This is a genomic window from Ralstonia sp. RRA (genome assembly GCF_037023145.1).
Lineage (GTDB): Bacteria > Pseudomonadota > Gammaproteobacteria > Burkholderiales > Burkholderiaceae > Ralstonia.
In genome coordinates this window covers 1913552-1938132 of the sequence record NZ_CP146092.1, presented here as the reverse complement: position 1 = coordinate 1938132, position 24581 = coordinate 1913552, and the positions used below count along the sequence as shown (strand labels likewise).

21 protein-coding genes and 1 pseudogene are annotated in these 24581 nt (G+C 64.7%); 8 read left to right on the top strand and 14 right to left on the bottom strand.

Features of this window, described 5'->3' with window-relative positions; genetic code table 11:
- Positions 1-38: 38 nt before the first annotated feature.
- The 6 genes from V6657_RS26780 to V6657_RS26755 form a co-directional block, all read right to left on the bottom strand.
- On the bottom strand, positions 39-836 hold the full coding sequence (locus V6657_RS26780; protein WP_048931564.1) for an ABC transporter ATP-binding protein: 798 nt from the start codon (positions 834-836) through the stop codon (positions 39-41).
- Positions 833-1672, bottom strand: coding sequence for an ABC transporter permease (locus tag V6657_RS26775; RefSeq protein WP_048931563.1), 840 nt, complete (start codon positions 1670-1672; stop codon positions 833-835). The genes V6657_RS26780 and V6657_RS26775 overlap by 4 nt, the downstream gene beginning before the upstream one ends.
- Positions 1673-1674: 2 nt before the next feature.
- A complete protein-coding gene (locus V6657_RS26770; RefSeq protein ID WP_048931562.1) occupies positions 1675-2700 on the bottom strand; it encodes an aliphatic sulfonate ABC transporter substrate-binding protein in 1026 nt (341 codons plus the stop codon).
- Between the two features lie 125 nt (positions 2701-2825).
- Complete coding sequence (locus V6657_RS26765; RefSeq protein WP_048931561.1) at positions 2826-3479, bottom strand: methionine ABC transporter permease; 654 nt, start codon at positions 3477-3479, stop codon at positions 2826-2828.
- Entirely contained in the window at positions 3460-4596 is a 1137-nt protein-coding gene (locus V6657_RS26760) for an ATP-binding cassette domain-containing protein (protein ID WP_048931560.1), read from the bottom strand. The genes V6657_RS26765 and V6657_RS26760 overlap by 20 nt, the downstream gene beginning before the upstream one ends.
- Before the next feature lie 20 nt (positions 4597-4616).
- Complete coding sequence (locus V6657_RS26755) at positions 4617-5426, bottom strand: MetQ/NlpA family ABC transporter substrate-binding protein (RefSeq protein ID WP_048931559.1); 810 nt, start codon at positions 5424-5426, stop codon at positions 4617-4619.
- 211 nt (positions 5427-5637) lie between these two features.
- Between V6657_RS26755 and V6657_RS26750 the strand changes: the two genes are divergently transcribed.
- The gene (locus tag V6657_RS26750) at positions 5638-7149 is read left to right on the top strand and encodes a M20 family peptidase (protein WP_048931558.1); all 1512 of its coding nucleotides are present in this window, start codon (positions 5638-5640) and stop codon (positions 7147-7149) included.
- Positions 7150-7185: 36 nt separating this feature from the next.
- Here V6657_RS26750 and yddG read toward each other — a convergent pair whose 3' ends face one another.
- Complete coding sequence (yddG, locus tag V6657_RS26745) at positions 7186-8130, bottom strand: aromatic amino acid DMT transporter YddG (RefSeq protein ID WP_048931557.1); 945 nt, start codon at positions 8128-8130, stop codon at positions 7186-7188.
- Between the two features lie 344 nt (positions 8131-8474).
- On the opposite strand from yddG, the gene V6657_RS26740 reads away from it, so the two are divergent.
- Positions 8475-8837: a DUF2917 domain-containing protein gene (locus tag V6657_RS26740; RefSeq protein WP_048931556.1), complete on the top strand. Its 363-nt coding sequence runs from the start codon at positions 8475-8477 to the stop codon at positions 8835-8837.
- Positions 8838-8858: 21 nt separating this feature from the next.
- On the opposite strand, the gene V6657_RS26735 is transcribed toward V6657_RS26740, so the two are convergent.
- Both V6657_RS26735 and V6657_RS26730 read right to left on the bottom strand, forming a co-directional pair.
- On the bottom strand, positions 8859-10280 hold the full coding sequence (locus V6657_RS26735; RefSeq protein ID WP_048931641.1) for a heavy metal sensor histidine kinase: 1422 nt from the start codon (positions 10278-10280) through the stop codon (positions 8859-8861).
- 8 nt (positions 10281-10288) lie between these two features.
- Entirely contained in the window at positions 10289-10963 is a 675-nt protein-coding gene (locus V6657_RS26730; RefSeq protein ID WP_048931555.1) for a heavy metal response regulator transcription factor, read from the bottom strand.
- A 208-nt stretch (positions 10964-11171) separates the two neighbouring features.
- On the opposite strand from V6657_RS26730, the gene V6657_RS26725 reads away from it, so the two are divergent.
- From V6657_RS26725 to V6657_RS26710, 4 genes are read left to right on the top strand one after another with little or no spacing between them, the layout of a single operon-like run.
- Positions 11172-11519 (top strand): hypothetical protein, encoded by a 348-nt coding sequence (locus V6657_RS26725; protein ID WP_048931554.1) that lies wholly within the window; start codon positions 11172-11174, stop codon positions 11517-11519.
- Positions 11519-12808 carry a TolC family protein gene (locus V6657_RS26720; RefSeq protein ID WP_082170078.1) on the top strand — a complete coding sequence of 430 codons (1290 nt, stop codon included), beginning with the start codon at positions 11519-11521 and terminating at the stop codon, positions 12806-12808. The genes V6657_RS26725 and V6657_RS26720 overlap by 1 nt, the downstream gene beginning before the upstream one ends.
- Positions 12809-12832: 24 nt before the next feature.
- Positions 12833-14023, top strand: coding sequence for an efflux RND transporter periplasmic adaptor subunit (locus V6657_RS26715; protein ID WP_048931553.1), 1191 nt, complete (start codon positions 12833-12835; stop codon positions 14021-14023).
- Between the two features lie 10 nt (positions 14024-14033).
- Positions 14034-17213 (top strand): CusA/CzcA family heavy metal efflux RND transporter, encoded by a 3180-nt coding sequence (locus V6657_RS26710; RefSeq protein WP_048931552.1) that lies wholly within the window; start codon positions 14034-14036, stop codon positions 17211-17213.
- Between the two features lie 9 nt (positions 17214-17222).
- Here V6657_RS26710 and V6657_RS26705 read toward each other — a convergent pair whose 3' ends face one another.
- From V6657_RS26705 to V6657_RS26695, 3 genes are all read right to left on the bottom strand, one after another.
- Entirely contained in the window at positions 17223-17657 is a 435-nt protein-coding gene (locus tag V6657_RS26705; RefSeq protein WP_048931551.1) for an HIT family protein, read from the bottom strand.
- 84 nt (positions 17658-17741) lie between these two features.
- Positions 17742-19187, bottom strand: a complete 1446-nt coding sequence (locus V6657_RS26700) for an MFS transporter (RefSeq protein WP_048931550.1) — start codon at positions 19185-19187, stop codon at positions 17742-17744.
- Positions 19188-19693: 506 nt separating this feature from the next.
- Complete coding sequence (locus V6657_RS26695) at positions 19694-20515, bottom strand: flagellin (RefSeq protein ID WP_048931549.1); 822 nt, start codon at positions 20513-20515, stop codon at positions 19694-19696.
- Positions 20516-21042: 527 nt separating this feature from the next.
- Between V6657_RS26695 and V6657_RS26690 the strand changes: the two are divergent.
- Positions 21043-21243: pseudogene (locus tag V6657_RS26690) on the top strand (GNAT family N-acetyltransferase); the annotation flags it as partial.
- 4 nt (positions 21244-21247) lie between these two features.
- Here the strand turns inward: V6657_RS26690 and V6657_RS26685 are convergent.
- Positions 21248-21901, bottom strand: a complete 654-nt coding sequence (locus V6657_RS26685; RefSeq protein WP_048931639.1) for a TetR/AcrR family transcriptional regulator — start codon at positions 21899-21901, stop codon at positions 21248-21250.
- Between the two features lie 253 nt (positions 21902-22154).
- Between V6657_RS26685 and V6657_RS26680 the strand changes: the two genes are divergently transcribed.
- Positions 22155-23399: a branched-chain amino acid ABC transporter substrate-binding protein gene (locus tag V6657_RS26680; RefSeq protein WP_048931548.1), complete on the top strand. Its 1245-nt coding sequence runs from the start codon at positions 22155-22157 to the stop codon at positions 23397-23399.
- Between the two features lie 36 nt (positions 23400-23435).
- Here V6657_RS26680 and V6657_RS26675 read toward each other — a convergent pair whose 3' ends face one another.
- Positions 23436-24368 carry a 2-hydroxyacid dehydrogenase gene (locus V6657_RS26675; protein WP_048931547.1) on the bottom strand — a complete coding sequence of 311 codons (933 nt, stop codon included), beginning with the start codon at positions 24366-24368 and terminating at the stop codon, positions 23436-23438.
- Between the last annotated feature and the right edge of the window lie 213 nt (positions 24369-24581).

Genomic DNA, 24581 nt, shown 5'->3' with positions numbered 1-24581 from the left:
CCGATGCTTTGTGTGTTGGATCGGCGGTTTTCTTTTCATCAGACGACGGTGCCAAGGTGGGTGAAGATTTCCGTGCGCAATGCCGTCAGCCGTTCATGCTGGCGCGGGCGGATGACGGCCGGCCCCGCAACGATGCGTGGTACGTCGACTGGCAGATCCGCCACGATGCGCCCCGGCTCGGGTGCCAGGACAAGGATGCGGTCGGCCAGGTGCAGTGCCTCGTCCACGTCATGCGTGACGATCAACAGCGTGGTGCCGTGTCGTGCCGCAAGCTGCAGCAGCAGATCCTGCAGGCGCATGCGGGTGAAGGGGTCGAGCGCGCTGAAGGGCTCGTCGAGCAGCAGCAGGGGTGGCTCGGTAAACAGCCCACGGGCAATCGCGGCGCGTTGCGCCATACCGCCGGACAGCGCCTTGGGTAGTAGCGCTGCCGCATCGGTCAGGCCGACTTCAGCCAGCAGGGCGCGAACGCGCGGGTCAGCCAGCGCGGCATCCCGGCGCAAGCCGGCCGAAAAGCCGACGTTCTCGGCCACCGTCAGCCACGGCAGCAGGCGCGGTTCCTGGAACACGAAGCCGGTACGACCGGCGTGGTCGGCAGGGGCGTGCTGGTGCGCTGTGACCTGGCCGACGTGGCCACACTCCAGACCCGCCACGATTCGCAACAGCGTGCTCTTGCCGCAGCCGCTGGGGCCCAGCACCACAACGACCTCACCGGCAGACACGTCAAAGCGGATCGGCCCAAGCACGGGTTGCGTGCCGAACCGGAGCGCATCCACGCGAACATCGACCAGCGGTTCGTGGGTATGGCGCAGGAGGGAAGTATGCGTCGGAGCATTCATGGCAGTGCACTGTCGCGCCAGGCCAGACTGCGAGACTCCAGCGCGCGCAGCACGCTGTCGCTCAGCTTGCCCAGCACGGCCAGGATCAGGATGGCGACGATGACGATGTCCGCGCGGCCGGTTTCGCGGCCATCGCTGAGCAGGTAGCCGAGGCCGCGCGTGGCGGCAATCAATTCCGCCGCCACGAGAAACATCCACGCCACGCTCAGCCCGGTACGCAGCCCGGTAAACAGATGCGGCAACATGGCCGGCACCAGAATGCGCCGAATGATCGCCCCGCGCTGCAGTCCCGCCATCACGCCCACTTCCACCAGCTTGCGATCGACATTGCGGATGCCTGCCTGCGCGGCCACATACACCGGAAAGAACGCGCCGATGGCGATCAGCACCACCTTGGGCGCCTCGTCGATACCCAGCCACAACAGCAGCAGCGGCACCCAGGCCAGCGAAGGAATGGCGCGCAGCGCCTGGAACGTCGGGTCGAGCAGGGCGGCGGTCCACCGGTTGAGCGCAACGGCGGTGCCCAAGGCGATGCCAAGCGCCGCCCCTATGGCGAACCCCGCGAGAACGCGCACTATGCTCACGGCAATGTGGGCGGGCAGCGCATCGCCGGTGACCAGCTCACGCAGGGTGGCCGCCAGCTCCGATGGCGGCGGCAGCAGGTTGGCGGCAATCCAGCCCGCACGCACGGCGCCTTCCCAGCACAGCAGCGCGACGATCGGTAGCACCAGCCCGACGAATCGGTTACCCGGATGCAACGCCAGACGATTGCGTGGGGGTGCATCGTCGGTGACAGGCGCAGTGGTGGTGCTTAGCGTGGCGGGCTCGGCAGGCATGATCAGCGGATGACGGCGCGTGCATAGCGCGGCTCGATGAGGGTGCGGACGACCTGGGCAACGTCCGTCCCCGGCTTGACGAGGCTTTCCTCGGTCAGGATGGGGGCCGCGGCTGTCAGCGCCTGAATGTGCTGCTGCCCAGGCACCGGCTGGCTGAAGTCGTTGCGCAGCAATTGCACCTTGATCACGGCCAGCGGCAGTTTGGCTTCTTCCGATACGATGCGTGCGGTCTCATCCGGGTGGGCCAGGATCCACAGGCGCGCCCGCTCGTAGGCGGCCAGCACGCGCTCCACTGCCTGCGGATACTTCGTGGCAAATGCCTCGTTGACGTTCAGCAGGCCGTACGTGTTGTAGTTCACGTTGCGATAGAGCAGCCGCGCGCCGGATTCCAGCTCGCTGGCTGCCATGAGCGGGTCCAGCCCGGCCCACGCATCGACACGGCCTTGCTCCAGCGCGGCGCGGCCGTCGGCATGTTGCAGGCTGACGTGTTCGATGTCGGTCTTGCGCAGGCCGGCGTCGTGCAGGCTGCGCAACAGGAACAGGTAAGGGTCGGTGCCTTTGGTGGCGGCGATCTTCTTGCCTTTTAGATCGCGCACCGAACGGATGGGTGAATCCTTGGGCACCACCAGCGCGGTCCATTCCGGGCGGCTGTAGATGTAGACGCCCTTGATCGGGTTGCCGTTGGCGCGGCTGAGCACGGCGGCCAGGCCGGCCGTTGAGCCGAAATCGATACTGCCGCTGTTGAGAAACTCCAACGCGCGGTTGCTGCCCTGGCTCAGTACCCAGCGCACGTTCACCTTGTCGGCCTTGAGCGCGTCTTCCAGCCAGCCGAAGCGTTTGAGCACCAGGCTGGGCGGTGAGTAGTAGGCGTAGTCCAGCCGGATCTCTTGCGGCAGCACATTCTGCGCCTGGGCATTGGGCGCGAGCACAAGCGCGCTCAGGGCGGCGATAGCGGCGACAGCGGCGGTAGCCAGTCGGCGGAACAGCGTACGAGAAAGCAGGCGCGAGCGTGCGTGTGTCGGCGTCATTGTGGTGCGATGAAATGGATGAAAGGGCCCCCCCGACCCCTTCGCCCATCTTAAGGATGCGTCCGCACCGGCAACAACGAAGGATTGCGCAGATGCTTAGTCGCGCGATGCCGCGTACAGGCTGCTCAACGCGCTTTCAGCCGCCGAACCGATCGATCTCCCACCCACTGCACCAGGCTCACCAGGGCGATCAGCAGCACGATCACGACCGCCATGACCGTGGTGTCGAAGCGCTGATAGCCATAGCGGATGGCGATGTCGCCCAGACCGCCGGCGCCCACCGCACCCGCCATGGCTGATGCGCCAATCAGCGAGACGATGGTGAGCGTGAAGCCGCCGATGATGCCGGGCAGTGCCTCGGGCAGCAGCACGTGCCAGACGATGTGGCGGCGCTCGCAGCCCATGGCCTGTGCAGCTTCCACCAGGCCGCGGTCGACTTCACGCAGGCTGATCTCGGCAATGCGCGCAAAGAACGGCGTGGCGCTGATCGACAGCGGCACCACCGCCGCCCACACGCCAATGGTGGCCCCCACCACCAGCCGCGTGAAGGGCAACAGCGCCACCAGCAGGATGATGAAGGGCGTGGCACGAAAGCCGTTGATGAGTGCGCCCAGCACACGGTGCACGCGGGGCGATTCCAGCGTGCTGCCGGGTGCCGTCAGCACCAGGATCAGCGCCAGCGGAATGCCGGCCAGCGCGGCGATCAGCGCAGATGCGGACACCATCGTCAACGTGTCGAGCAGGCCCTGCCAGATGCGGTCAATCGTGAGCGGGGACATAGCCGAGGCTCCGGGTTGACTGAGACAGTTGCAAGGCCGCTAGCGCGTCTTGCGAGAGGGCACCGCCCGCTGCGGCAACCAGCAGGCGCCCTTGCGTGCGGCCCTGGATACGGTCGAGATCGGCGCGCAGCAGGCGTGTCGGGTAGCGAAGCGCCTGGGCGATCTGCGCCAGTTCGGGCACGGCGGCCGTGCCGGTGTAGCCCAGCTCAATCAATTGCTCAAAGGCACCGCGTGCGGGCGGAGTGGGCTGCAGGCGTGCCGCCACGTCGTCGGGCAGGCCGCCGCGCAGCGGTTGCAGCAGGGCGCGTGTGGCGTCGTGCTGTGGATCACCAAAGACGCGCCACACGGGGCCCTGCTCTGCAACGCGACCGGCTTCGAGTACCAGCACGTTGTCGCAGATGTCGCGGATGACCCCCATCTCGTGTGTGATGAGCACGATGGTCAGGCCCAGGCGGCGGTTGATGTCGCGCAGCAGCGCGAGGATGGCGTCAGTCGTTTCCGGGTCAAGCGCGGAGGTGGCTTCGTCGCACAGCAGGATCTCGGGCCGGTGCACCAGTGCGCGGGCAATGCCCACGCGCTGCTTCTGCCCGCCGGACAATCGCCCCGGATACACGTGCTGCTTGCCCTCCAGCCCAACCAGCGCCAGTAGTGCATCCACGCGTTGCGCAATTTCTGCGGCCGGCACGCCGGCCACCTTCAACGGCAGCGCGACGTTCTCCCACACCGTCTTGGCGGAGAGCAGATTGAAGTGCTGAAAGATCATGCCGATGCGCCGGCGCAACCCCACCAGCGCATGCGTGCTGAGCGTGCCGACGTCGACGCCATCCACCAGCACCTGCCCGCTGGTCGGCTTCTCCAACCCGTTGATGGTGCGCAGCAGGCTGGACTTGCCTGCGCCGCTGCGCCCGATGATGCCGAAGATGCCACCGGCCGGAATGTCGAGGTCGATGCCTTGCAGCGCATGTACATCGCCCGCCGCCGCGCGGTACGTCTTGCCGACGTTGCGGAAGGTGATGGTGCCGGCGGTGGGCGCAGCAACAACCGCATCGGCGGTCCTGGCGTGGGGCGCGGGGGCGTCAGGCCAGGCGTGGACGGGGTTCGAGACAAGTGTGGTCATGGCGTTACCGGATCGTCATTTCAGCGCTTGAGCCAGGGCAGGGTGTAGAGCTTGTTGTCGTTGGCATACGACGTGTGGATCTGCTGCTGCACGGCCGGCGACTCCTGATACAGCTTGATGAAGCGCGCGATGCGCGGGTCGCCCGCGTTGTCGCGCCGCGCCACGAAGCGGATGGCGAAGTACTCGTCGTCGATGCCCGAGTACAGCAGGCCAGCGCCGGCAACATCCCCCTTGCCCGCATTGACGAAGTGCGCCGGATAGCCCTGCGCGAGGTCCACGTCGTCCAGTGCGCGCACGAGTTGCGGGCCTTCGATTTCGACAAACTTGAGCTTCTTCGGGTTGGCCACCACGTCATTGAGGGTGCCGCGTGCACCCACGCCATCGCGCAGCTTGATCAGCCCCGCCTTCTGCAGCAGCAACAGGCCGCGGCCCTGGTTGACGGGGTCATTGGCCACCGCCACGCGCGCGCCATCCTTCAGATCGGACAGGCGCTTGATCTTGCTGGAATACAAACCAATGTTGCCCAGCACGCCAATGCCGACGCTCTTGAACGCATAGCCGCGCTCTTTGATGGCGTTGTCCAGGAAAGCCTGGTGCTGGAAGTAGTTGAGATCCAGATCGCCCGAGGCGAGCGCGACGTTGGGCGTGGTCCAGTCGGTCAGTTCGACCACCTTGACGTCCAGCCCCTGCTTGCGGGCTTCGGCGGCGGCCACCTCTACGGAATCGGCCAGCGCGCCGGGCGTGACGCCAATGCGCAACGGTGCCGCATGCGCGGTGACGCTCAAAGCAAGGGTGGCGAGGGCGAGGAAGAGTCGATGTGTGAGCTTCATGAGTGTGCATGCTGCAAAGGGAACATGGGGTGATTCCAGCATGGCGGGTGGCCCTATTCCCACGAATATTTGCGTAGATGGTTACTCGGTCAGGGCATGGTGACGTGTTGAGGTGTGCTGGCGGCGGCACGCCAGTACAGCGATACTGATGCCTTACGCTCAGTGCACGCATGCTGGGCGAAGGCAGTTCACCTCAAGGAGCGGAGACCCAATGAAAGCGTCGTACAAACGTCGTGGTGCTGTGATCGGGCGGCTGTTGCGCCTCGTGATTGCAGTGGTGGTTGTAGTGGCGGCCTATGTGGCCTTCAATACCTGGCGGCACGGCTCGCGCCAGCTTGATGTGCCGGCCGTCACGCCGGTGGCCGTGGATGGCCCGGCGGCAGCGGCGCACCTGGCGGAGGCCGTGCGTGCACGTACCGTATCCAGCGCCACCGACGCGCAATTGAACGCAGACCAGTTCCGCCAGCTGCACGCCATGCTGGAGGCGCGCTACCCCAAGGCGCACGCCGTGCTGCAACGCGAGCAGGTGGGTGACTTTGCGCTGCTCTACACCTGGAAGGGCTCTGACCCGTCATTGCAGCCGATCATGCTGATGGCGCATCAGGATGTCGTGCCCATCGCCTCCGGTACGGAAGGCGACTGGACCCAGCCGCCGTTCGACGGCGTGATCAAAGACGGCATGGTCTGGGGCCGTGGCGCGTGGGACGACAAGGGCAACCTGATCTCACAGATGGAGGCCATTGAGTTGCTGGCCGCCAGCGGCTTCAAGCCGCGTCGCACCATCCACCTGGCCTTTGGTGCTGACGAGGAAGTGGGTGGCGACCGTGGCGCCAAGCAGATCGCCGCGCTGCTCAAGTCGCGTGGCGAGCGTCTCGATTTCGTGATCGACGAAGGGCTGCTGATTACCGAAGGCGTGCTGCCGGGGCTGGCCAAGCCGGCCGCGCTGATCGGTGTGGCGGAGAAGGGCTTCCTGTCGATGCAGCTCAAGGTGTCGGCCACCCCGGGACATTCGTCGATGCCGCCGCCGCATGGCCAGAGCGCCATCGCCATGATGAGCGCCGCGCTCAAGCGCCTGGATGACGATCAGCTGCCCGCCGGCATCCGCGGCGTGGCGCAGGAGATGTTCCAGACGCTGGCGCCCGAGATGCAGGGCTTCAGCCGTGTCGCGCTGTCCAACCTGTGGCTGTTCGGTCCGCTGGTGCAGAAGCAGCTGGAGGCGTCTGCCAGCTCCAATGCCATGCTGCGCACCACCACCGCGCTGACCGTCATCCAGGCCGGCAACAAGGACAACGTGCTGCCCGGCCGTGCCGAGGCCATCGTCAACTTCCGTCTGCTGCCGGGCGATACCGTGGCGTCAATCACTGAGCACGTGGAGAACGCCGCCAAGGCCGCGGCACCCAATGGCAAGTTCGAGCTGAGCAACCTGCCGGGCGTGAGCGAAGCCTCGCCGGTGTCGCCCACGCAATCGGCGTCGTATCAGTTGATCAACAAGACGGTGCGTGAGCTGTTTCCGGGCACGGTGGTGGCGCCGGGGTTGATGATCGGCGCGACCGATTCGCGCCACATGATCGGCATTGCGGACCATGTGTATCGCTTCTCGCCGGTGCGCGCCAAGCCGGAAGACCTGCCGCGCTTTCACGGCACCAACGAGCGGATTACCGAGGCCAATCTGGTCGAGCTGATCCGCTTCTACCACCGGCTGGTGCAGCAGGCAGCGAGCTGAGCGCAGGCCGTTCAGGCACGAGAACCGACTGAGCGCTCACTGCCCGTGGGCGCTCTGTCGCTCGTGCGAGGGCTTTGGCGCGGACGATGCCCTTGCGCGTTGTCCGCGCGTTGCGAGCCAGCAGAGGATCGACCCCGCAACCACCATCGACGCGCCTTTCCAGAACGCGAACGACAGCGGGGCATGCAGCAGCGCCGCCGCCAGCGCGGCGGAAAACACGGGGATGAAGTACGACGCACCGGCCAGCACCGTCACGTTGCCGTGCAGGATGCCGACATTCCAGGCTGCGTAGCCGAACCCCATTGCGCAAGCGGCCAGCGCCAGGTAGATGAGCGCTGGTGCGCTGAGGTGCATCGCGCCACCGCCCGTTGTGAAGAACTTGATCCACAGGGCGAGCGCCGTCAGCATGAAGAACAGCGTGACGCCATTCTTGCCCCCAGCGATGCGGCTGGTGACCGTGCAATACGCTGCCCAGATCACCGCCCCTGCGAAGGCCAGTCCGTAGCTGAGCGGGTTGTCCTTCACGTTTGCGGCCATGCCGGCGAGATCCAATCCCCGGTCACCGCCGAGCACCAGGCAGATCCCCAGGATGGAGACCAGCGCGCCCGGCACGATCAGGGCATTCGCGCGCTGCTTGTTGAATGCGATGGCCGACAGCATCGTGAAGGTCGGCCAGAGGTAGTTGACCATCCCCACTTCGATGGCCTGCCGGCCGCTGTTGGCATAGCCGATCGACAAAGACAGGCACAGCTCGTACGAAACGAACAGCAGGCTGCCCCACACCAGATAACGCCGAGGAAACATCTTCAGGTTGCCGAGGCCCACGGTGAACAACAGCAGTACCGACGCAACGGAATAGATCATGGCGGCGCCGCCCACCGCCCCCAGGTTCTGGCTGACGCCGCGGATCAAGCCGACGATTGAGCTCCACAGCAACACCGCAATGAGTCCGATGAGTGTTGCCCTACTTTTGCTTTGCATAACGCTTGCCTGCACGGATTCGTCGATCTGAAGTCAATACTGTCCATACCTACCACACCCGGTTCCGCCCTGACCAGTAGGACGCCATCCCGGCTGGAGCGGTGAGGTATCAATGGGGATGCCTGATGGGCAAAGAGGAGGAGGGCCGCCAGTTTAGCAATCGAATATTCCGGGCCGGATTGGGGTGGCAAACTGTTCGCGAAAGATACTGAACAGTTCAGCCAAACTGTTCGCAACTGTTCATGTCAATGCCTTGACGCGCCGCGCAAGATGGAATGGTGCCGACCAGCAGTGCCCAATACCAAATACATCCACCACGAACCCCGGCACAAGGAGTCTCCATCATGCGCGAAATCAGGATCTTCGAACTGGACCGGCCGGGCGTGCCGGTGAGCTGGCGGTCGGCACGGACCCAAACCATCGCCGCACAAGCCGGGCTGTTGTGGGTTACGCAAGAACACCAGTTGCAGGATATCTGGCTCAAGCCCGGTCAATCGATCGACGTGCCGGCTGGCGTGCGCTTCTGGCTCTCGGGCGATCCCGCAGACGGCATGGCAGCGCGCTTTGCCGTCACGGAAGACATCAACGCACCGCGCCGCCTGTTGCGCTTCATCGGCCAACTGGTGGCCGCCGCGTACCGGCAGGTTCTGCGTGATGACGGGCGGGATGCAACACGTACGCCGTCGGCACTACGAATTGGGACTTGAACTGCGGGGACCTAAGCGTCGTTAAGCCGGAAACACCAGCCGGAACTCGGTCCGCCCACCCGGCGGGCTGCTGGCCTGCACCGTACCCCCGTGCAGGTCCATGATCGTCTTCACGATGGCCAGTCCCAACCCCGTGGACTGGCTGGATGGTTCACCGGACTGCGCACCGGATTGCGCCCGTGAGGGGTCGCCCCGGTAGAACCGCTCGAACAGCAACGGCAGGCTCTCGGCCGGAATGGTCGGCCCCGGATTGCGCACCACAATGCCGATCTCGTGCGGCAGGTGCTCGACCACCACATCGATGCGTTCACCCGTCGGCGTGTAACGCAGCGCGTTGTCCAGCAGGTTGTTGATCGCGCGACGCAGCAACGTCGCGTCTGCGCGCACCTGCGCATCGCCCGTGACGCGGATGGCGATCTCGCGATCGGCGGCCACGGCTTCAAAGTAGTCCACCAGCACCTGAATTTCGTGTCGCGCATCGAGCGGCGCCACCGACAGCGCCACGCGTGCGTGATCGGCTCGCGCCAGGAACAGCATGTCTTCGATCATGTGCGACAGGCGTGCGTATTCCTCCAGGTTGGATTCGAGCACGCTGCGGTATTCCTCCACCGTGCGCGGGTGGGCGAGCGTGACTTCAGTCTGGCCGACGAGGTTGGCCAGCGGCGTGCGGAAGTCGTGCGCCAGGTCTGCCGAGAATTGCGAGAGCCGCGCAAAGCCATCCTGCAGGCGCGTGAGCATGGCGTTGAGCGAGGCCAGCAGATCGGCCAGTTCGCGCGGCGCACCCTCAAGCGTAAGACGTGTGTCGAGCTGGCTGGGCACCACCGCCGCAGCCTGCCGACCGATGCGTGCCAGACCCCGCAACGTGCTGCGCACCAGCAGCAGGCTCAGCAGCGCAACCGCTGCGACGCCGCCCACCACCGCAAAGACGATGTGCCGCTGGTAGTTGGCAAGCAGCGCGGCACGGCTGTCGCCATCCTGGGCCACCAGCACGATGATCTTGGAGCCTGATTGGCCAAGCCATGCCTCCGCCGCCACTGCTCGCGACGCAATGCCGGACATCGACGTCCACGTGTGCACGGCCGATTCCGCAGGCGATGTCTCCGCCTGGATCAGGGGCGGCATCGTGACCACTTCGCCTTCTGGGTTGACCTCGATCAGCGTGCGCCCCGCAGGCGTCGCCACGCGCAGGATCAGCCCGTCATGGCCGGAGACCACGTCGGTATAGCGATGTGTGTTGCGAGCCAGATCGTCTGCACTGGGCGTCTCACTGGACAGGTGGCGCAGTTGCGCGATCTTGCCGAGCAGCATGGCATCGTCGGCAGCGCGCAGCTGGGCGTTCAGCGCGTAGTACAGATACGCACCGGCTGCGGTGAGCGTGACGGCCGCCACCACAACGAAGGCCAGCACCAGCCGGCCGGCGAGCGATGCAGGCCAGCGCATCAGCGAGCCCATCAGCGACCCACCGCGTCCAGCACGTAGCCCATGCCGCGCAACGTGTGGATCAGCTTGTGCTCGAAGGGGTCATCCACCTTGGCGCGCAGGCGCCGGATCGACACGTCGACCACGTTGGTGTTGCTGTCGAAGTTCACGTCCCACACCTGCGAGGCGATCAGCGAGCGCGACAGTACCTCGCCTGCGCGGCGTGCCAGCAGATGCAGCAGCGCGTATTCCTTGGCGGTCAGGTCAATGCGTTGTCCAGCACGTGTGACGCGGCGCTTGATGGTGTCGATGGTCAGGTCGGCGATTTCCAGGACTTCGTTTTCACGCAGCGGGCCGCGCCGCAGGATGGTGCGCACGCGCGCCACCAGCTCGGCAAAGGCGAAGGGTTTGACGAGGTAGTCGTCGGCACCTAGTTCCAAGCCCTTGAGGCGGTCATTCAGATCATCACGCGCGGTCAGGAACAGCACCGGTGTGCTCTTGTGGCGGCGCAATTGTTGGATGACCTGCCAGCCGTCCATGCCGGGCAGCATGACGTCGAGCACGATCAGGTCGTAGTCGTGTTCCATGGCCTGGAAGAGGCCGTCCGGGCCGGTGCGGGCGAGATCGGCCACGAAGCCGGATTCCGTCAGGCCCTTCAAGAGGTAGTCGCCCGCTTTGGGCTCGTCTTCAACGATGAGCAGTCGCATGATGAAAGTTGCAGGCGCGCGTGGTAGAGCGCTCCCGTCTTGGCTGCCGATGCCGCCACGATATGCCAAAACCCCAGCCGCGGGGCCGAAGATGACAAGTTTGTCATGTTCAGGTCATGCCCGCGTGGCGACCCCCTCCCTAGACTGGCCCCACTGACACCGCCCCCCTTCCTGTCTTGCTGGTGTCGGGTTATCCAAGGAGAGCATCATGGCGATTCGATTCCAACGTGTACTGCCCCTGGCTGCTTCTGCCGCGCTGGCGGCGTTGATGGCGTCCGGCACTGCCGTGGCCGCGCAAGACCACCACGACGCCTGCTGTCTGCCGCAGATGGGACAGGTCAAGTCGATGGCCGCGCCGCTGGCCAAGGCTGGCCAGCGTGACCCCTACACCGACGGCGCCAGAACCGGCGCACGCGATCCGTACACCGACGGTGCTGCTGCGCAAGCCGTGCTCGAAGCCCGTATCGGCCCGCGCGACCCGTACACCGATGGCGGCCTGACCGACACGCGTGGCCCGCGCGAGCGCAATCCGTACACCGACGGCGCTCTCGTGTGATGGACGGCAAGCCCTGGCTCTATCGGCCCGTTGGAGCGGCCCTTGCGTGCCTTCTGGCCGCGCCTTTGGCTGCCGTGGCGGCAACTGACCCAGTCACCCCGGCAGCCCTTTCTGCAACGGTCTCCGCCGATGTGGTTGCCGGCCAGACAGAACGCGTGACGCTGCAGCAGGCGGTGGAGCGCGCCATGCAGACGCATCCCGCGCTGGCGGCGGCGGGCTACGAGATTGCCGCCAGTGAAGGTGCGCTGGATCAGGCGAGCCGCCTGCGCAACCCCGAGGCCGTGTTCATCACCGAAGACGTGCGCCGCAACCGCGCCACCATGACGGCGCAACTCAATATCCCGCTGGAGCTTGGCGGCAAGCGCGCAGCCCGTACGCGTGCAGCCGAGCTGGGGCGTGACGCCGTCACGCAAGATGCGGCAGTCCTGCGCGCCGAGTTGCGCGCCGACGTGACACGCACGTTCTTTGACTTGCTGATTGCGCAGGAGCGCCTGACGCTGGCGCAGGCCTCCGACACGCTGGCTGCGCAGGCGGAGTCGGCTGCCGCGCGGCGCGTGCAAGCGGGCAAGGTGTCGCCCGTAGAGCAGACCAAGGCGGGCGTGGCGCGTGCCAGCGCTGCCATTGAGTTGCGCGATGCGGGTGCTGAGTTGCTGGTCGCGCAGCGCGCGTTGTCTGCATTCTGGGGCGGGGCGGCGGCCGCGCCGGAAGCTGACGGCAGTGCCGAGACGCTGCCCGTCGTACCGCGCGAAGCGCGTCAGGCCACCACCACACTGGACAACACCCCCCGTGCAGTCCGCGCCCGGCTGGAGATCGACCGCCGCCAGGCACTCGCCAACGTCGAGCGCAGCAAGCGCGTGCCCGATGTGACGGTCAACGTGGGGGTCAAGCGTGACAGCAGCGCGAACAACAACATGGCGGTGCTCGGCATTGCCGTGCCGCTGCCGTTGTTTGACCGCAACCAGGGCAACCTGCTTGAAGCACAGCGCCTGGCCGACAAGGCCTTTGAAGACTACCGCGCGCTGCAGCTCGAACAGAACGCCACCCTGGCCCAGGACGTTGCCCGGCTCGATGCGGCGCGCACCGCTGTGCAGTCGCTGCGTCAGGACGTGCTGCCTGGCGCGCAGCGTGCCTATGACGCCGCGCGCATTGGCTTTGATGCCGGCAAGTTCAACTTTCTCGATGTGCTGGATGCCCAGCGCACGCTGTTTCAGGCGCGTGCGCAGTACCTGGCCGCGTTGTCGCGCGCACACCAGGCGGCAGCCGGCATCGATCGCATTCTCGGCCGGTGATCCGGCATCTCTCACTTTGCTGACATGACACTTCCACCGCAACAACGGCGCGCCATCGCGCTCATCGTCGTGCTGGGCACATTGGCCGCCGCCGGGCTGTGGTTCGGCATGGGCGCACGCCAGGCCGCTACCACCGAGGCAGAAGCCGCACCCGCGCCCGCCGCAGCAGAGCGGGCCGAGGCGCCGCACGCCGAGACGCTCGCCATGACGGCCGAGGCCATTTCCAACGCCAAGATTGGCGTGGAGACAGCGGGTGCGACGGAGCTGCGCACGGAAGTCGTCCTGCCTGGCGAGATCAAGCTCAACGAAGATCGCACCGCACACGTGGTGCCGCGCGTGGCGGGCGTGGCCGAGAAGGTGGCGGTGGAGCTGGGCCAGCCTGTCAAGCAAGGCCAACTGCTTGCCGTGCTGTCGAGCCCCGCGCTGTCAGACCAGCGCAGCGAGTTGCAGGCCGCGCAACAGCGCCTGGCACTGGCGCAGGAAACCCACACGCGCGAGAAGCGCCTGTGGGAGCAGGGCATTGCCGCCGAGCAGGACTACCAGCAGGCCCGCACGTCGTTGCAGGAAGCACGCATTGCGGCGAACAACGCGCGCCAGAAGTTGATGGCCATTGGCGCGGCACCATCAGGGTCGACGCTCAACCGCTTCGAGCTGCGCGCGCCGTTTGATGGTGTGGTGGTTGCCAAGCATTTGTCGCAAGGCGAGGCGGTGCAGGCCGAGACGGCAGTCTTTACCGTGGCTGATCTGCGCACTGTGTGGGCAGATTTCTCGATTACCGCCAAGGACCTGGAAGCCGTGACCACCAACGCCGCCGCCACCGTCCATGCCACTGCCACCGGTACCGCCGTGCAGGGCAAGGTGTCGTACGTGGGCGCATTGCTGGGCGAGCAGACACGCACGGCACCTGCGCGTGTGACGTTAGACAACCCCAAGCTGGCCTGGCGCCCAGGCATGTTCGTCAACGTGGCGGTGGAGTCGGGCCGCACGCAGGTGCCCGTGGCCGTGCGCGCCGACGCTGTGCAAACGGTGGACGAAAAACCATCGGTGTTCGTCCCTGTGCCCACCGGATTCGAAGTGCGCCCGGTCAAGACCGGCCGTACCGACGGCACCTGGACAGAGATCGTCGAAGGCCTGCCCGCAGGCACGCGCTATGCCGCCGCCAACAGCTACGTGCTGAAGGCGGAAGCCGGTAAGTCTGCAGACCACGGCCACTGAGAGGCGCACCATGTTCGAACGCCTTCTGCGTACCGTCATTGCCCAGCGCTGGCTGGTACTGCTGGCTGTGCTGGCCGCTGCCGCATTCGGCGCGTACAGCTACACGCGACTGTCCATCGATGCGGTGCCCGACATCACCAATGTGCAGGTGCAGATCAACACACCGGCACCGGGCTATTCACCGCTGGAAACCGAGCAGCGCGTCACCTACCCGCTGGAAACGGCCATGGCCGGGCTGCCGAAGCTGGAGCAGACGCGCTCGCTGTCACGCTACGGCCTGTCGCAGGTGACGGTGATCTTCAAGGAAGGGACTGACATCTATTTCGCCCGCCAGCTGGTGAGCGAACGCCTGCAGGCTGCCAAGGAGCAACTGCCAGCCGGTATGGCGCCGAGCATGGGCCCGGTTTCCACGGGGCTGGGCGAAATCTATCTCTGGACCGTCGAGGCCGATGCCAACGCGCGCAAGCCGGACGGCACCGCCTACACGCCGGCCGACCTGCGCGAGCTGCAGGACTGGGTGATCCGCCCACAGATCCGCAATGTGCCGGGCGTGACGGAAGTGAACACCATCGGCGGGTTTGCCAAGGAATTTCTGGTAGCAACCAGCCCGGAGCGCCTGGCCTCGTACAAGCTCACGCTGGCTGACGTGGTGGCGGCGCTCGATCGCAACAACGCCAACGTCGGCGCCGGCTACATCGAGCGCAAGGGCGAGCAATACCTCGTGCGTGCGCCGGGCCAGCTGCGCGAGGCGGCCGACATCGGCAACGTCGTGCTGGCGAGCCCCAACGGCACACCTGTGCGCCTGCGTGATGTAGCCACCATCGAGAGCGGCAGTGAGTTGCGCACGGGCGCAGCCACCAGCAACGGGCGCGAAGTCGTACTCGGCACTGCATTCTTGCTGATGGGCGAAAACAGCCGCACGGTGTCGCAGGTGGTGGACAAGCGCGTGCAGGAGATCCGCAAGACGCTGCCGGCGGGTATTCGCGTGGAATCCGTGTATGACCGCACAGTGCTCGTCGACAAGGCCATCGCCACGGTCAAGAAGAACCTGCTGGAAGGCGCCATCCTGGTCATGGCTGTCCTGTTCCTCTTCCTCGGCAACTTGCGCGCAGCGGTGCTCACTGCGCTGGTGATCCCGCTGTCGATGCTGATGACCTTCAGCGGCATGGTGTCGGCCAAGGTCAGCGCCAACCTGATGAGTCTGGGTGCGCTGGACTTCGGCATCATCGTCGACGGTGCGGTGGTGATCGTCGAGAACTGCGTGCGGCGCCTGGCGCATGCGCAGGAAGCGCGCGGCCGACCACTCACACGCGCCGAGCGCTTTGAAGAAGTGTTTGAAGCTGCCCGCGAGGCACGTCGCCCGCTGCTGTACGGCCAGCTCATCATCATGGTCGTGTACCTGCCGATCTTTGCGCTCTCAGGTGTGGAAGGCAAGATGTTCCACCCGATGGCCATCACCGTGGTGTTGGCGTTGGCTGCGGCCATGATCCTCTCCATCACGTTTGTGCCGGCGGCGGTGGCGCTGTTCATTGGTGCTCGTGTGGCAGAGAAGGAGAACCGCCTGATGGGCTGGGCGCGCCGCGTGTACGCCCCGCTGCTTGAACGCGTGCTGGCCGCACCGGCTGTGGTGCTGACCTTTGCCGCTGTCGCAGTGACGGTCTCGTTGGTCGCCGCCACGCGCCTCGGCGCAGAGTTCGTGCCCAACCTGAACGAAGGTGATTTCTCCATCCAGGCGATGCGCGTGCCCGGTACGGGTCTGGCGCAATCGCTGGAGATGCAGATGCAGATCGAGCGCACGCTCAAGGCGAAATTCCCCGAGATTGAACGCGTGTTCGCCCGCACCGGTACGGCCGAGGTGGCAACCGACGTGATGCCGCCCAGCATCTCCGACGGCTACATCATGCTCAAACCGGAGAAGGACTGGCCCACCGGCTCCGACGGCAAACGCCGCAACCGCGATCAACTGCTCGCCGACATTCGCACCACGGTCGAAGCACTGCCCGGTAACGCGTACGAGCTCTCACAGCCGATCCAGCTGCGCTTCAACGAGCTGATCTCTGGCGTGCGCAGCGACGTAGCCGTCAAGCTGTTCGGCGACGACATGACCGTGCTCGAAGCGCAGGCAAGGATCGTGGCGGCGCAACTCGGCAAGCTCGCCGGCGCCACTGAGGTGAAGATCGAGCAGACAGGGGGCCTGCCATTTCTCAACGTCGACATCGACCGCGACAAGGCGGCGCGCTATGGGTTGTCCATCGGCGTGATTCAGGGCACGGTGTCGGCGGCCATTGGCGGCAAGGATGCCGGCACGGTGTTCCAGGGCGATCGCCGTTTCGGCATCGTGGTGCGTCTGCCGGAAACCTTGCGCAGTGACCCCGCCGCGCTCGGCCGTCTGCCGCTCGCGCTGCCCAACGGGCAGGGTTACGTGCCGCTCTCCGATGTGGCAACGCTCAACGAGGTCACCGGCCCCAACCAGGTCAGCCGCGAAGATGGCAAGCGGCGCATTGTCGTCAGCGCCAATGTGCGCGGGCGCGACATCGCTTCGTTCGTGGAGGAGGCGCAGGCCGTGCTCGATGCACAAGTGCACCTGCCGACGGGCTACTGGATGGCATGGGGCGGTCAGTTCGAGCAGTTGCAATCGGCCACCGAGCGCCTGCAGATCGTGGTGCCGTTGGCGTTGGCGATGGTGCTGACGCTGCTGTTCATGATGTTCGGCAACCTGAAGGATGGTTTGCTGGTGTTCTCCGGCATTCCGTTTGCACTGTCGGGCGGCATCCTGGCACTGGCGTTGCGGGGCATTCCGCTGTCGATCTCTGCAGCGGTGGGCTTTATCGCGCTGTCGGGCGTGGCGGTGCTGAACGGGTTGGTGATGCTGAGCTTTATCCGCAGCCTGCGTGAGGGCGGACAGTCCGTCGATGAGGCCGTGCGGGAAGGGGCGCTGACGCGCTTGCGCCCGGTGCTGATGACGGCGCTGGTGGCGTCGCTCGGTTTCGTACCGATGGCGCTGGCGACCGGCACAGGTGCGGAGGTGCAGCGTCCGCTGGCAACCGTGGTGATCGGTGGGATCCTGTCGTCGACGGCGCTGACGCTGCTGGTGCTGCCGGTGTTGTACCGGCTGGCGTATCGACGTGATGACGAGCGGGACGGCGCAATGGCGCAGGAGGATGCGGCACTGCCATCCGCTGCGCCGTAGCAGGAGAACTTACTCGGCTTGCAGTGCCGCGATGATCTTTTCAGCGTGCGCCTTGAGCTTGTCCGAATCCGCCTGCACGCGGGCGTGCGGTTGCAGCGGCGTATCGCTGTAGCGCGGCAGTACGTGGAAGTGCACGTGCGGCACGGTCTGGCCGGCAGCGCTGCCATTGAGCTGGAAGATGGCAATGCCCGGCGGCGTGAAGGCCGTGCGTACGGCGCGGGCCAGCTTGCGCGTGGTACGGATGGCGGCCGAGGCGGCCTCATCCGACAGGTCGAACAGCTCCGCCGCGCCTTCCTTGGGCAGCACCAGAACATGGCCGTCGGCCTGCGGCATGATGTCCATGAAAGCGATGGTGTGGTCGTCTTCATACACCTTGATGCAGGGCAGCTCGCCGCGCAGGATCTTGGCGAAGATGTTCTGGTCGTTGTACGTCGCGTCAGGCATGGATGTCTCCGGCAAAACAGGAAAGGGCAGCGCGCAGTATATCTGCCACAGGCGGGGGCACGCGTGGCGTGAAATTGGCGTAGATCAAGCGACACCGTCATCCGCAGACAGCGGCGCGGCAACCTGTTCCAGCGGTTTGCGCTCGGCGGCAGTCCCCCAACGTGCCTGTACGGCAGCGGCCAGAAGCATGAGCACCGCACCGAAAGCGTAGCCGGCAAAGACCGCGCTGCGCGCGTGCGTATCGATCAGCCAACCGAACAGCGCGGGGCCTGCGACACCGCCCAGCCCTGTGCCCACGGCATAGAACAGCGCAATGGCTAGCGCTCGCACTTCCAACGGAAAGGTCTCGCTCACCGTCAGGTAGGCCGAGCTGGCGGCCGCCGATGCAAAGAAGAACACCACCGTCCATGCGAGCGTCTGCGTGGTGCTGTCGAGCGCACCAGCGTTGAACAGCGCACCGCTGGCGAGCAACAGCACACCACTGATCGCGTAGGTGGCGGCGATCATCGTGCGCCGGCCCAGCACATCGAACAATCGGCCAAGCAGTAGCGGCCCGAGAAAGTTGCCCAGCGCAAATGGCAGCAGGTACGTGCCGACCTTCGTGGCGGGCACGTCGTAGAAATCGGTCAGCACCAGCGCATAGGTGAAGAAGATCGCGTTGTAGAAGAAGGCCTGCGCGGCCATCAGCGCGAGGCCGACCAGCGCGCGCCGGCGGTGCTGTACGAGCAGCACGCGCGCGACTTCCAGCAGGCCGGGATGGCTGCGATTGCGCAGGCGCAGTGCGGGGAGCGGCGCATTGTCAAAGCGGTGGCCACGCGCGGCCACCTCACGCTCGATGCGATCGACGATCGCCTGTGCCTCATCGTGCCGGCTGCGTGTGAGCAGCCAGCGTGGGCTCTCAGGAATCCAGAAGCGCATGACCAGGATGACCAACCCCAGCACCGCCCCGATGAAGAAGCACAGCCGCCAGCCTGTGTCGATGGGCAGGTGCGCCGGGGCCAGCAGCCACAGCGATGCCCCTGCGCCCAATGCCGCGCCCACCCAGAACGTGCCGTTGATGGCGAGGTCCGTCCAGCCGCGCACGCGTGCCGGTGTCAGTTCCTGAATCGTCGAGTTGATGGCCGCGTATTCCCCGCCGATCCCCGCGCCTGTGAGCAAGCGAAAGACGACGAGGCTGGCGAAGCTCCACGAGAACGCCGTCGCAGCAGTGGCCGAGATATAGACACCGAGCGTGATGAAGAACAGCTTGCGCCGCCCAAGTCGATCGGTCAGCCAGCCGAACAGCAGCGCACCCAGCACCGCGCCAACCAGATAAGCACTGCTTGCCATGCCCACCTGTGCGTTGGTCAGTTGCAGCGCTGGGCTTTGCTTGAGCGCACCGGCCACGGCACCGGCCAGTGTGACCTCCAGCCCGTCGAGCAGCCACGTGATGCCGAGCGCCACGACCACGCGCGTATGGAATCGGCTCCACGGCAGGCGGTCTAGACGGCTGGGTAGATCAGAGGTATGGAGGGCTGGCGAATCGGGCATTGCTATGCATCCGATTGGGAATGCGCGCGATGCAGCACGATTTTCCAGACAGCCCTCTTTTCTTGTCAAATGGCTGCGGTGCGGCATGCGGGCAAGCCGTTTTTGCACTGCAAAATCGTTTCGCTTATCGAGAAGTGCAGCATTCGCGGCATTCCTTGGTTGAAACGTGTGGCCTGTAGTTTAGGACAGACGCGAAGCAGGTCTTTCAAGGGGTTTTAGGTCAGGAAATGGTGCAGGTGTTGCTTTTCCCTTGCGAACAATTTAATGAGCCTGATTTTAAAAAAAATTTCTTACGATTATTGTGAGATTCTGATGTCGAAACTTTGAGTTTAAAGGATAAAAGAACCACATCATTTCGACCTGGTGCAGGTCAATGGCCTGCGCCTGGACCCGCTTACGCCGGGCATGCCCGATCTACAGAGCGCTGTACCTACACAAAGCAAAAAAAAGGCCGGCCCCCATCCCCATGGAGAGCCGGCCCGAGCCGTCTTGTCGGGTTGTGCCGTTCAGCCCTTGAGCAGGTTCAGGATGCTGTTCGGTGCCGAGTTGGCTTGCGCCAGCATGGCCGTACCCGCTTGCTGCAGGATGTTCTGACGCGTCATGTTCGACGTTTCCGCCGCATAGTCCGTATCGATCAAGGACGACTTGGCAGCCGACAGCGCAGTGTTGTTCGACGTCAGCGTGTTGATGGTCGAGGTCAGACCACTTTGCTGAGCACCCAGGCTGGCGCGAGCTGCCTTCAGGTTGGTCAGGTCGGTGGCGATGGAGGCTTGGGCTGCCGTGGCGTTGGCGGCGCTGGTCACGCTCGTACCAGACAGCGTGCCGAAGGTCGACAGGTTGGCGTTGGAGACCGTGGTCACATCGGTCGCCGCATTCTGGCCGTACTGGAACGTCGTGGACGTAACCGAACCGTCGAACAGCTTGTTGCCGTTGTAGTTCGCGTTGGTCTGGATGCTCTTGTTGGCGGTGGCCAGCTTCTGGTATTCCTTGTCCAGGTTGGCCTGGTCGGTGGTCGACAGACCGCCGTTGTTGGCTTCCACAGCCAGCTGATTCATACGCTGCAGGTTGCTTTCAACCTGGCTCAGGTACGAGTCGGCCGTTTGCAGATACGACATCGCCTGGTTGGAGTTCTGGATACCTTGCGTTTGCGAGTTCAGCGTGGTGGTCAGGCTGGAGGCCACAGCGTAAGCGGCGGCATCGTCCTTGGCGCTGTTCACACGCAGGCCGGTCGACAGACGTTGCAGCGAGGTCTGCAGAGCAGACTGCGATTGCGACAGAGCTTGCTGCGTTTGCAGGGACGAGATGTTGGTATTGAGGCTTAGTGACATGAAAACTCCTGACGTGCATTGCCGGTGATGGGGGCGCAATGCGCGATGCCGCCCTCGGCTCCTGCGGCATCCAGCGCGTTGCAACCTCGGTAACGGGCAGATACCCAAACGTCTTGAGCCGTAGGATTTCGTTTCCCTTACGTGGTGCACTCGACACCTTTGGCAGCTGCTTCCACCACCATTGCAGGCAGCGCCCCAGAGCTGGTTGCTCAGGTCGGCAGCTAGCCCAGGGGCTCGACGGCGATGTCCCTACACTAAGGAAAGTACTGCTCAGAAGCAGAAAATCCGGCATGACTTTCACGATTTGAGATGGAAGACATGCCATGAAGACGAGCAAGTTCACCGAGGTGCTGACCGGTGCGGATGGGGGCGGATCATCATGCTGTCTTTGGTTGCTGCGCAGCTTCGAGGGCCGGGCGAGTCCACGAACTGTACCGACGCGTTGCGTAGATTCGAAAGCAAAAAATCAGGCTACTACGTATGGTCACCTTGACGCCCACCGTATTCCCGCCAAGCAGCGCTTCCGGAACGAGAGGACTCAACACAACGCGCTGGAGCTCTTCTTTATCTCGCCTAGATTCCGTGGTCAAGGCATTGGGTTTAGAGCTTGGCTCGCCATCGAAGAACGCTATCCCGAAACAAAGGTGTGGGAAACGCATACACCGTACTTTGAGAAGCGCAACATTCACTTCTATGTGAAATGCGGCTTCAAAATTGTGGAGTATTACAAGTTTATTCCTGCGTGGCGTCGCTTGAACCGGCAAGCGGCGCGCCGGCCAGCAGTGTGTCTTCAAAGAAGCGGCGGCGCGCGTCCTTGTCGGGCTTGCTGCCCTGGTGCCAAAGCGTGGCTTCGGACAGTTGGTAGGCGTACAGCATGAAGGCGCGTGTCTTGGCATCCTTGCGCGCAAAGCCGATCGCCTGGAAGTGCTGGACGTAGTAGTCCATGCGGTGCTCGTCGACGGTTTCGACGGCCTCTTGTGCCATCGGGTCACGTCGTGCCCAGGCGCGGATGGCGAACTCGATCATAGCGGTGCGGCGCGCGCTGCGACCGCGAAACGGCAGCGCCAGCAGATCACGCACCAGGCCCTGTACCGATGGGTTCTGTCGCTCGAGCTTGGGGCCGACGCGCGTGCGTTCGCTCCAGTCCTGCAGCACCTGATGCAGCAGATCGTCGCGGTTCTTGAAGTGCCAGTAGAAGCTGCCGCGCGTGACTTCCAGTTGTTTGGCGAGCACGTCTACGCGCACGGCGTCGACGCTCTTGGTGACGAGCAGATCGGTGGCCGCGCGCACCCAGTCGTTGGGCGTGAGCTGCGCACGCGGCGCGGCGGTGGAGGTGGGCTCGGCATCGACGGGTGCGTCGTGTTCGTCGATCAGCGGGGAGGGCATGCGCACCTCGTGCGGCTTGGACATGAAGGCGGATTCTAGCGGCGCTGACACCGCTGTCCAGCGCTGAGCGCATGCTGACTGCCCCAGGTTTTCTCCGGTTGACATGTCAACAAACGCACTCCTACCATGCACATACGTTTGTGTATGGAAGGATCGAGCTACCGTAAGCCTCGGTTTGCGGTTTTGTGCAATAACCATGCTCGACGATGCCTTCTGCACGGCGTCTAACGATAAGACATCAGGAGACATTTGCATGAAGGCATTCCGATTCGCGCTGTGCGCGGCGGCCATCGCAGGCGCATTCTGCGCGAGCACTGTTCACGCTGAGACCGTCAAGATCGCCTGGATCGACCCGCTGTCCGGGCTGATGGGCGCGCTGGGCCAGAACCAGTTGCGCAGCTGGCAATACGCGGCCGATCTGGCCAACCAACAGAACTGGAGCGGCAACGGCACCAAGTTTGAAGTCGTGGGGTTTGACAACAAGGTCTCGCCGCAAGAGAGCCTGACGATCCTCAAGCAGATCACCGATCAGGGCATCCGCTACGTTGCGCAGGGCGACGGTTCCAGCGTGGGCATGGCGCTGCAGGATGCGATCGCCAAGTACAACGACCGCAATCCGGGCAAGGAGATCATCTATCTCAACTACGCCGCGGTCGATCCGGACATGACCAACAGCAAGTGCAACTACTGGCATTTCCGCCTGGACGCCAACTCCGACATGAAGATGGAGGCCCTGACCACCTACCTGGCCAAGGACTCGAATATCAAGAAGGTCTACCTGCTCAACCAGAACTACTCGTTCGGCCATCAGGTGGCGCGTGCGGCCAAGGATTACCTCAAGCGCAAGCGTCCGGACATCCAGGTGGTGGGTGAAGACCTGCACCCGCTGGCGCAGGTGAAGGACTTCTCGCCGTACGTGGCCAAGATTCGCGCGTCCGGCGCCGATACGGTCATCACCGGCAACTGGGGCAGCGATCTGGCCTTGCTGGTTCGCGCTGCCAAGGATGCAGGCCTGAACACCAACTTCTACACGTACTACGCCGGTACCACCGGCGTGCCGACCGCAATGGGCGCGTCGGGTGCGGACCGTGTGAAGGTCATCAGCTACTTCGCGCCGAACGACGGCAACCCAAAGACCAACGCCGTGCTCGACGGCTTCAAGAAGAAGTACAACGACGACTTCTTCAACGCCGATGTCTATACCGGCATGGCCTTCCTGTCCAAGGCCGTCAAGACGGCAGGCTCGGCTGAGCCCGCCAAGGTGGCCAAGGTCATGGAAGGCATGACGATCGACAGCCTCAATGGCCCGGTCGAGATGCGCAAGACCGATCACCAGGCACAGCAGACGCTGTATGTCACCACCTGGGTGAAGGCCGATGGCAAGAAGATCAAGTACGACCAGGAGAACACCGGCTACGGCTGGCGCACCGACGTCACGCTTGAACCGCACCTCGGTGCGCAGCCGACGTCGTGCCAGATGAAGCGGCCGGTTTCGTGAACCCCTGCGTGACCCTGTAGTTGAGGTGTCTTCGGTTTAGACCGGGGACACCACGCCTGTGCCCGCCAGATGCCGGCGGGCGTTCTCCAGAAAGCGATCCACCGTGGCCTGCACCGATTCCGGCGACCAGCCGGCAATGTGCGGCGTCAGCACGACTTGCTCCAGGTCCAGCAAGCCCACCGGCGGCTTCGGCTCGCTCTCGTACACATCCAGCCCTGCACTGCCCAGCTTGCCTGCACGGATGGCCGCTTCCAGCGCCGCCGTATCCACTACGCTGCCGCGCGCGATGTTGACCACGCAGCCGTTCGGCCCCAGCGCTTCCAGTACGGATTGATTCACCAGATGCTTGGTTTGCGCGCCGCCCGGCGTGGCAACGATCAGGAAGTCCGCCCACTCGGCCATCTCCTTGAGCGCAGCGAAATACTGGTACGACACACCGTCGCGCGGTTTGCGGTTGTGATAGCCGATCTGCATGTCGAAGCCTGCGGCGCGGCGTGCGATCTGCATGCCGATGGTGCCCAGGCCCACGATACCCAGGCGCTTGCCGCACACGCCGGGCTGCAGCGGAATGTCGTCGCGCCAGACGCCATTGCGCGTGGCGCGGTCCAGCTTCGGGATACCGCGCACTGCAGCCAGCAGCAGGCCGAAGGCGTGGTCAGCCACGCAGGCGTCGTTGGTGCCGGCGCCGTTGGCCACCACCACGCCGCGCGCACGAGCGGTTTCCACGTCGATGTTCTCGTAGCCGGCGCCCAGGGCGCAGGCCAGTTCCAGTTTGGGCAGGGCGGCGATCTCTGCGCCGGTCAGGCCCGTTGATCCATTGGTTAGCACGATGCGCACGTCTTGCCCGTTGTGGGCGATGGCGGCGTCGCGTTCTGCCCGGGTTGGGGCGTGGATGATGTGGAAGTGCTGAGCGATCTGCGCCACGTTGTCGGGCGTCATCGCAATGAGGATCAGGAGTGTCGGCTGCATGGTGAGGCGAAGCGAGGAGGGGGGCGGGCCGTGTCTTGTCAGCAGGAAGTGCCGCGCACGGCGCCCGAGGATCATAGCGCGCCCGCTGGCCGTGGCGCCGGAAGCCCCTGGCGCAACGAGGTTACACGCCGTTACCAATGAAGAAATTTGGTTTCACGGGGCGCGCGGGCTGCGGCATAGACTTTGCGGCAAGGGGTGCAAACCGCAGGAAGG

Coding starts and splice junctions, on each gene's coding strand:
- V6657_RS26700 (WP_048931550.1), bottom strand. CDS start 19,187: ATGCCCGATTCGCCAGCCCTCCATACCTCTGATCTACCCAGCCGTCTA.
- V6657_RS26720 (WP_082170078.1), top strand. CDS start 11,519: ATGGACGGCAAGCCCTGGCTCTATCGGCCCGTTGGAGCGGCCCTTGCG.
- V6657_RS26680 (WP_048931548.1), top strand. CDS start 22,155: ATGAAGGCATTCCGATTCGCGCTGTGCGCGGCGGCCATCGCAGGCGCA.
- V6657_RS26730 (WP_048931555.1), bottom strand. CDS start 10,963: ATGCGACTGCTCATCGTTGAAGACGAGCCCAAAGCGGGCGACTACCTC.
- V6657_RS26775 (WP_048931563.1), bottom strand. CDS start 1,672: ATGCCTGCCGAGCCCGCCACGCTAAGCACCACCACTGCGCCTGTCACC.
- V6657_RS26740 (WP_048931556.1), top strand. CDS start 8,475: ATGCGCGAAATCAGGATCTTCGAACTGGACCGGCCGGGCGTGCCGGTG.
- V6657_RS26770 (WP_048931562.1), bottom strand. CDS start 2,700: ATGACGCCGACACACGCACGCTCGCGCCTGCTTTCTCGTACGCTGTTC.
- V6657_RS26705 (WP_048931551.1), bottom strand. CDS start 17,657: ATGCCTGACGCGACGTACAACGACCAGAACATCTTCGCCAAGATCCTG.
- V6657_RS26765 (WP_048931561.1), bottom strand. CDS start 3,479: ATGTCCCCGCTCACGATTGACCGCATCTGGCAGGGCCTGCTCGACACG.
- V6657_RS26695 (WP_048931549.1), bottom strand. CDS start 20,515: ATGTCACTAAGCCTCAATACCAACATCTCGTCCCTGCAAACGCAGCAA.
- V6657_RS26725 (WP_048931554.1), top strand. CDS start 11,172: ATGGCGATTCGATTCCAACGTGTACTGCCCCTGGCTGCTTCTGCCGCG.
- V6657_RS26755 (WP_048931559.1), bottom strand. CDS start 5,426: ATGAAGCTCACACATCGACTCTTCCTCGCCCTCGCCACCCTTGCTTTG.
- yddG (WP_048931557.1), bottom strand. CDS start 8,130: ATGCAAAGCAAAAGTAGGGCAACACTCATCGGACTCATTGCGGTGTTG.
- V6657_RS26750 (WP_048931558.1), top strand. CDS start 5,638: ATGAAAGCGTCGTACAAACGTCGTGGTGCTGTGATCGGGCGGCTGTTG.
- V6657_RS26710 (WP_048931552.1), top strand. CDS start 14,034: ATGTTCGAACGCCTTCTGCGTACCGTCATTGCCCAGCGCTGGCTGGTA.
- V6657_RS26675 (WP_048931547.1), bottom strand. CDS start 24,368: ATGCAGCCGACACTCCTGATCCTCATTGCGATGACGCCCGACAACGTG.
- V6657_RS26715 (WP_048931553.1), top strand. CDS start 12,833: ATGACACTTCCACCGCAACAACGGCGCGCCATCGCGCTCATCGTCGTG.
- V6657_RS26780 (WP_048931564.1), bottom strand. CDS start 836: ATGAATGCTCCGACGCATACTTCCCTCCTGCGCCATACCCACGAACCG.
- V6657_RS26760 (WP_048931560.1), bottom strand. CDS start 4,596: ATGACCACACTTGTCTCGAACCCCGTCCACGCCTGGCCTGACGCCCCC.
- V6657_RS26685 (WP_048931639.1), bottom strand. CDS start 21,901: ATGCCCTCCCCGCTGATCGACGAACACGACGCACCCGTCGATGCCGAG.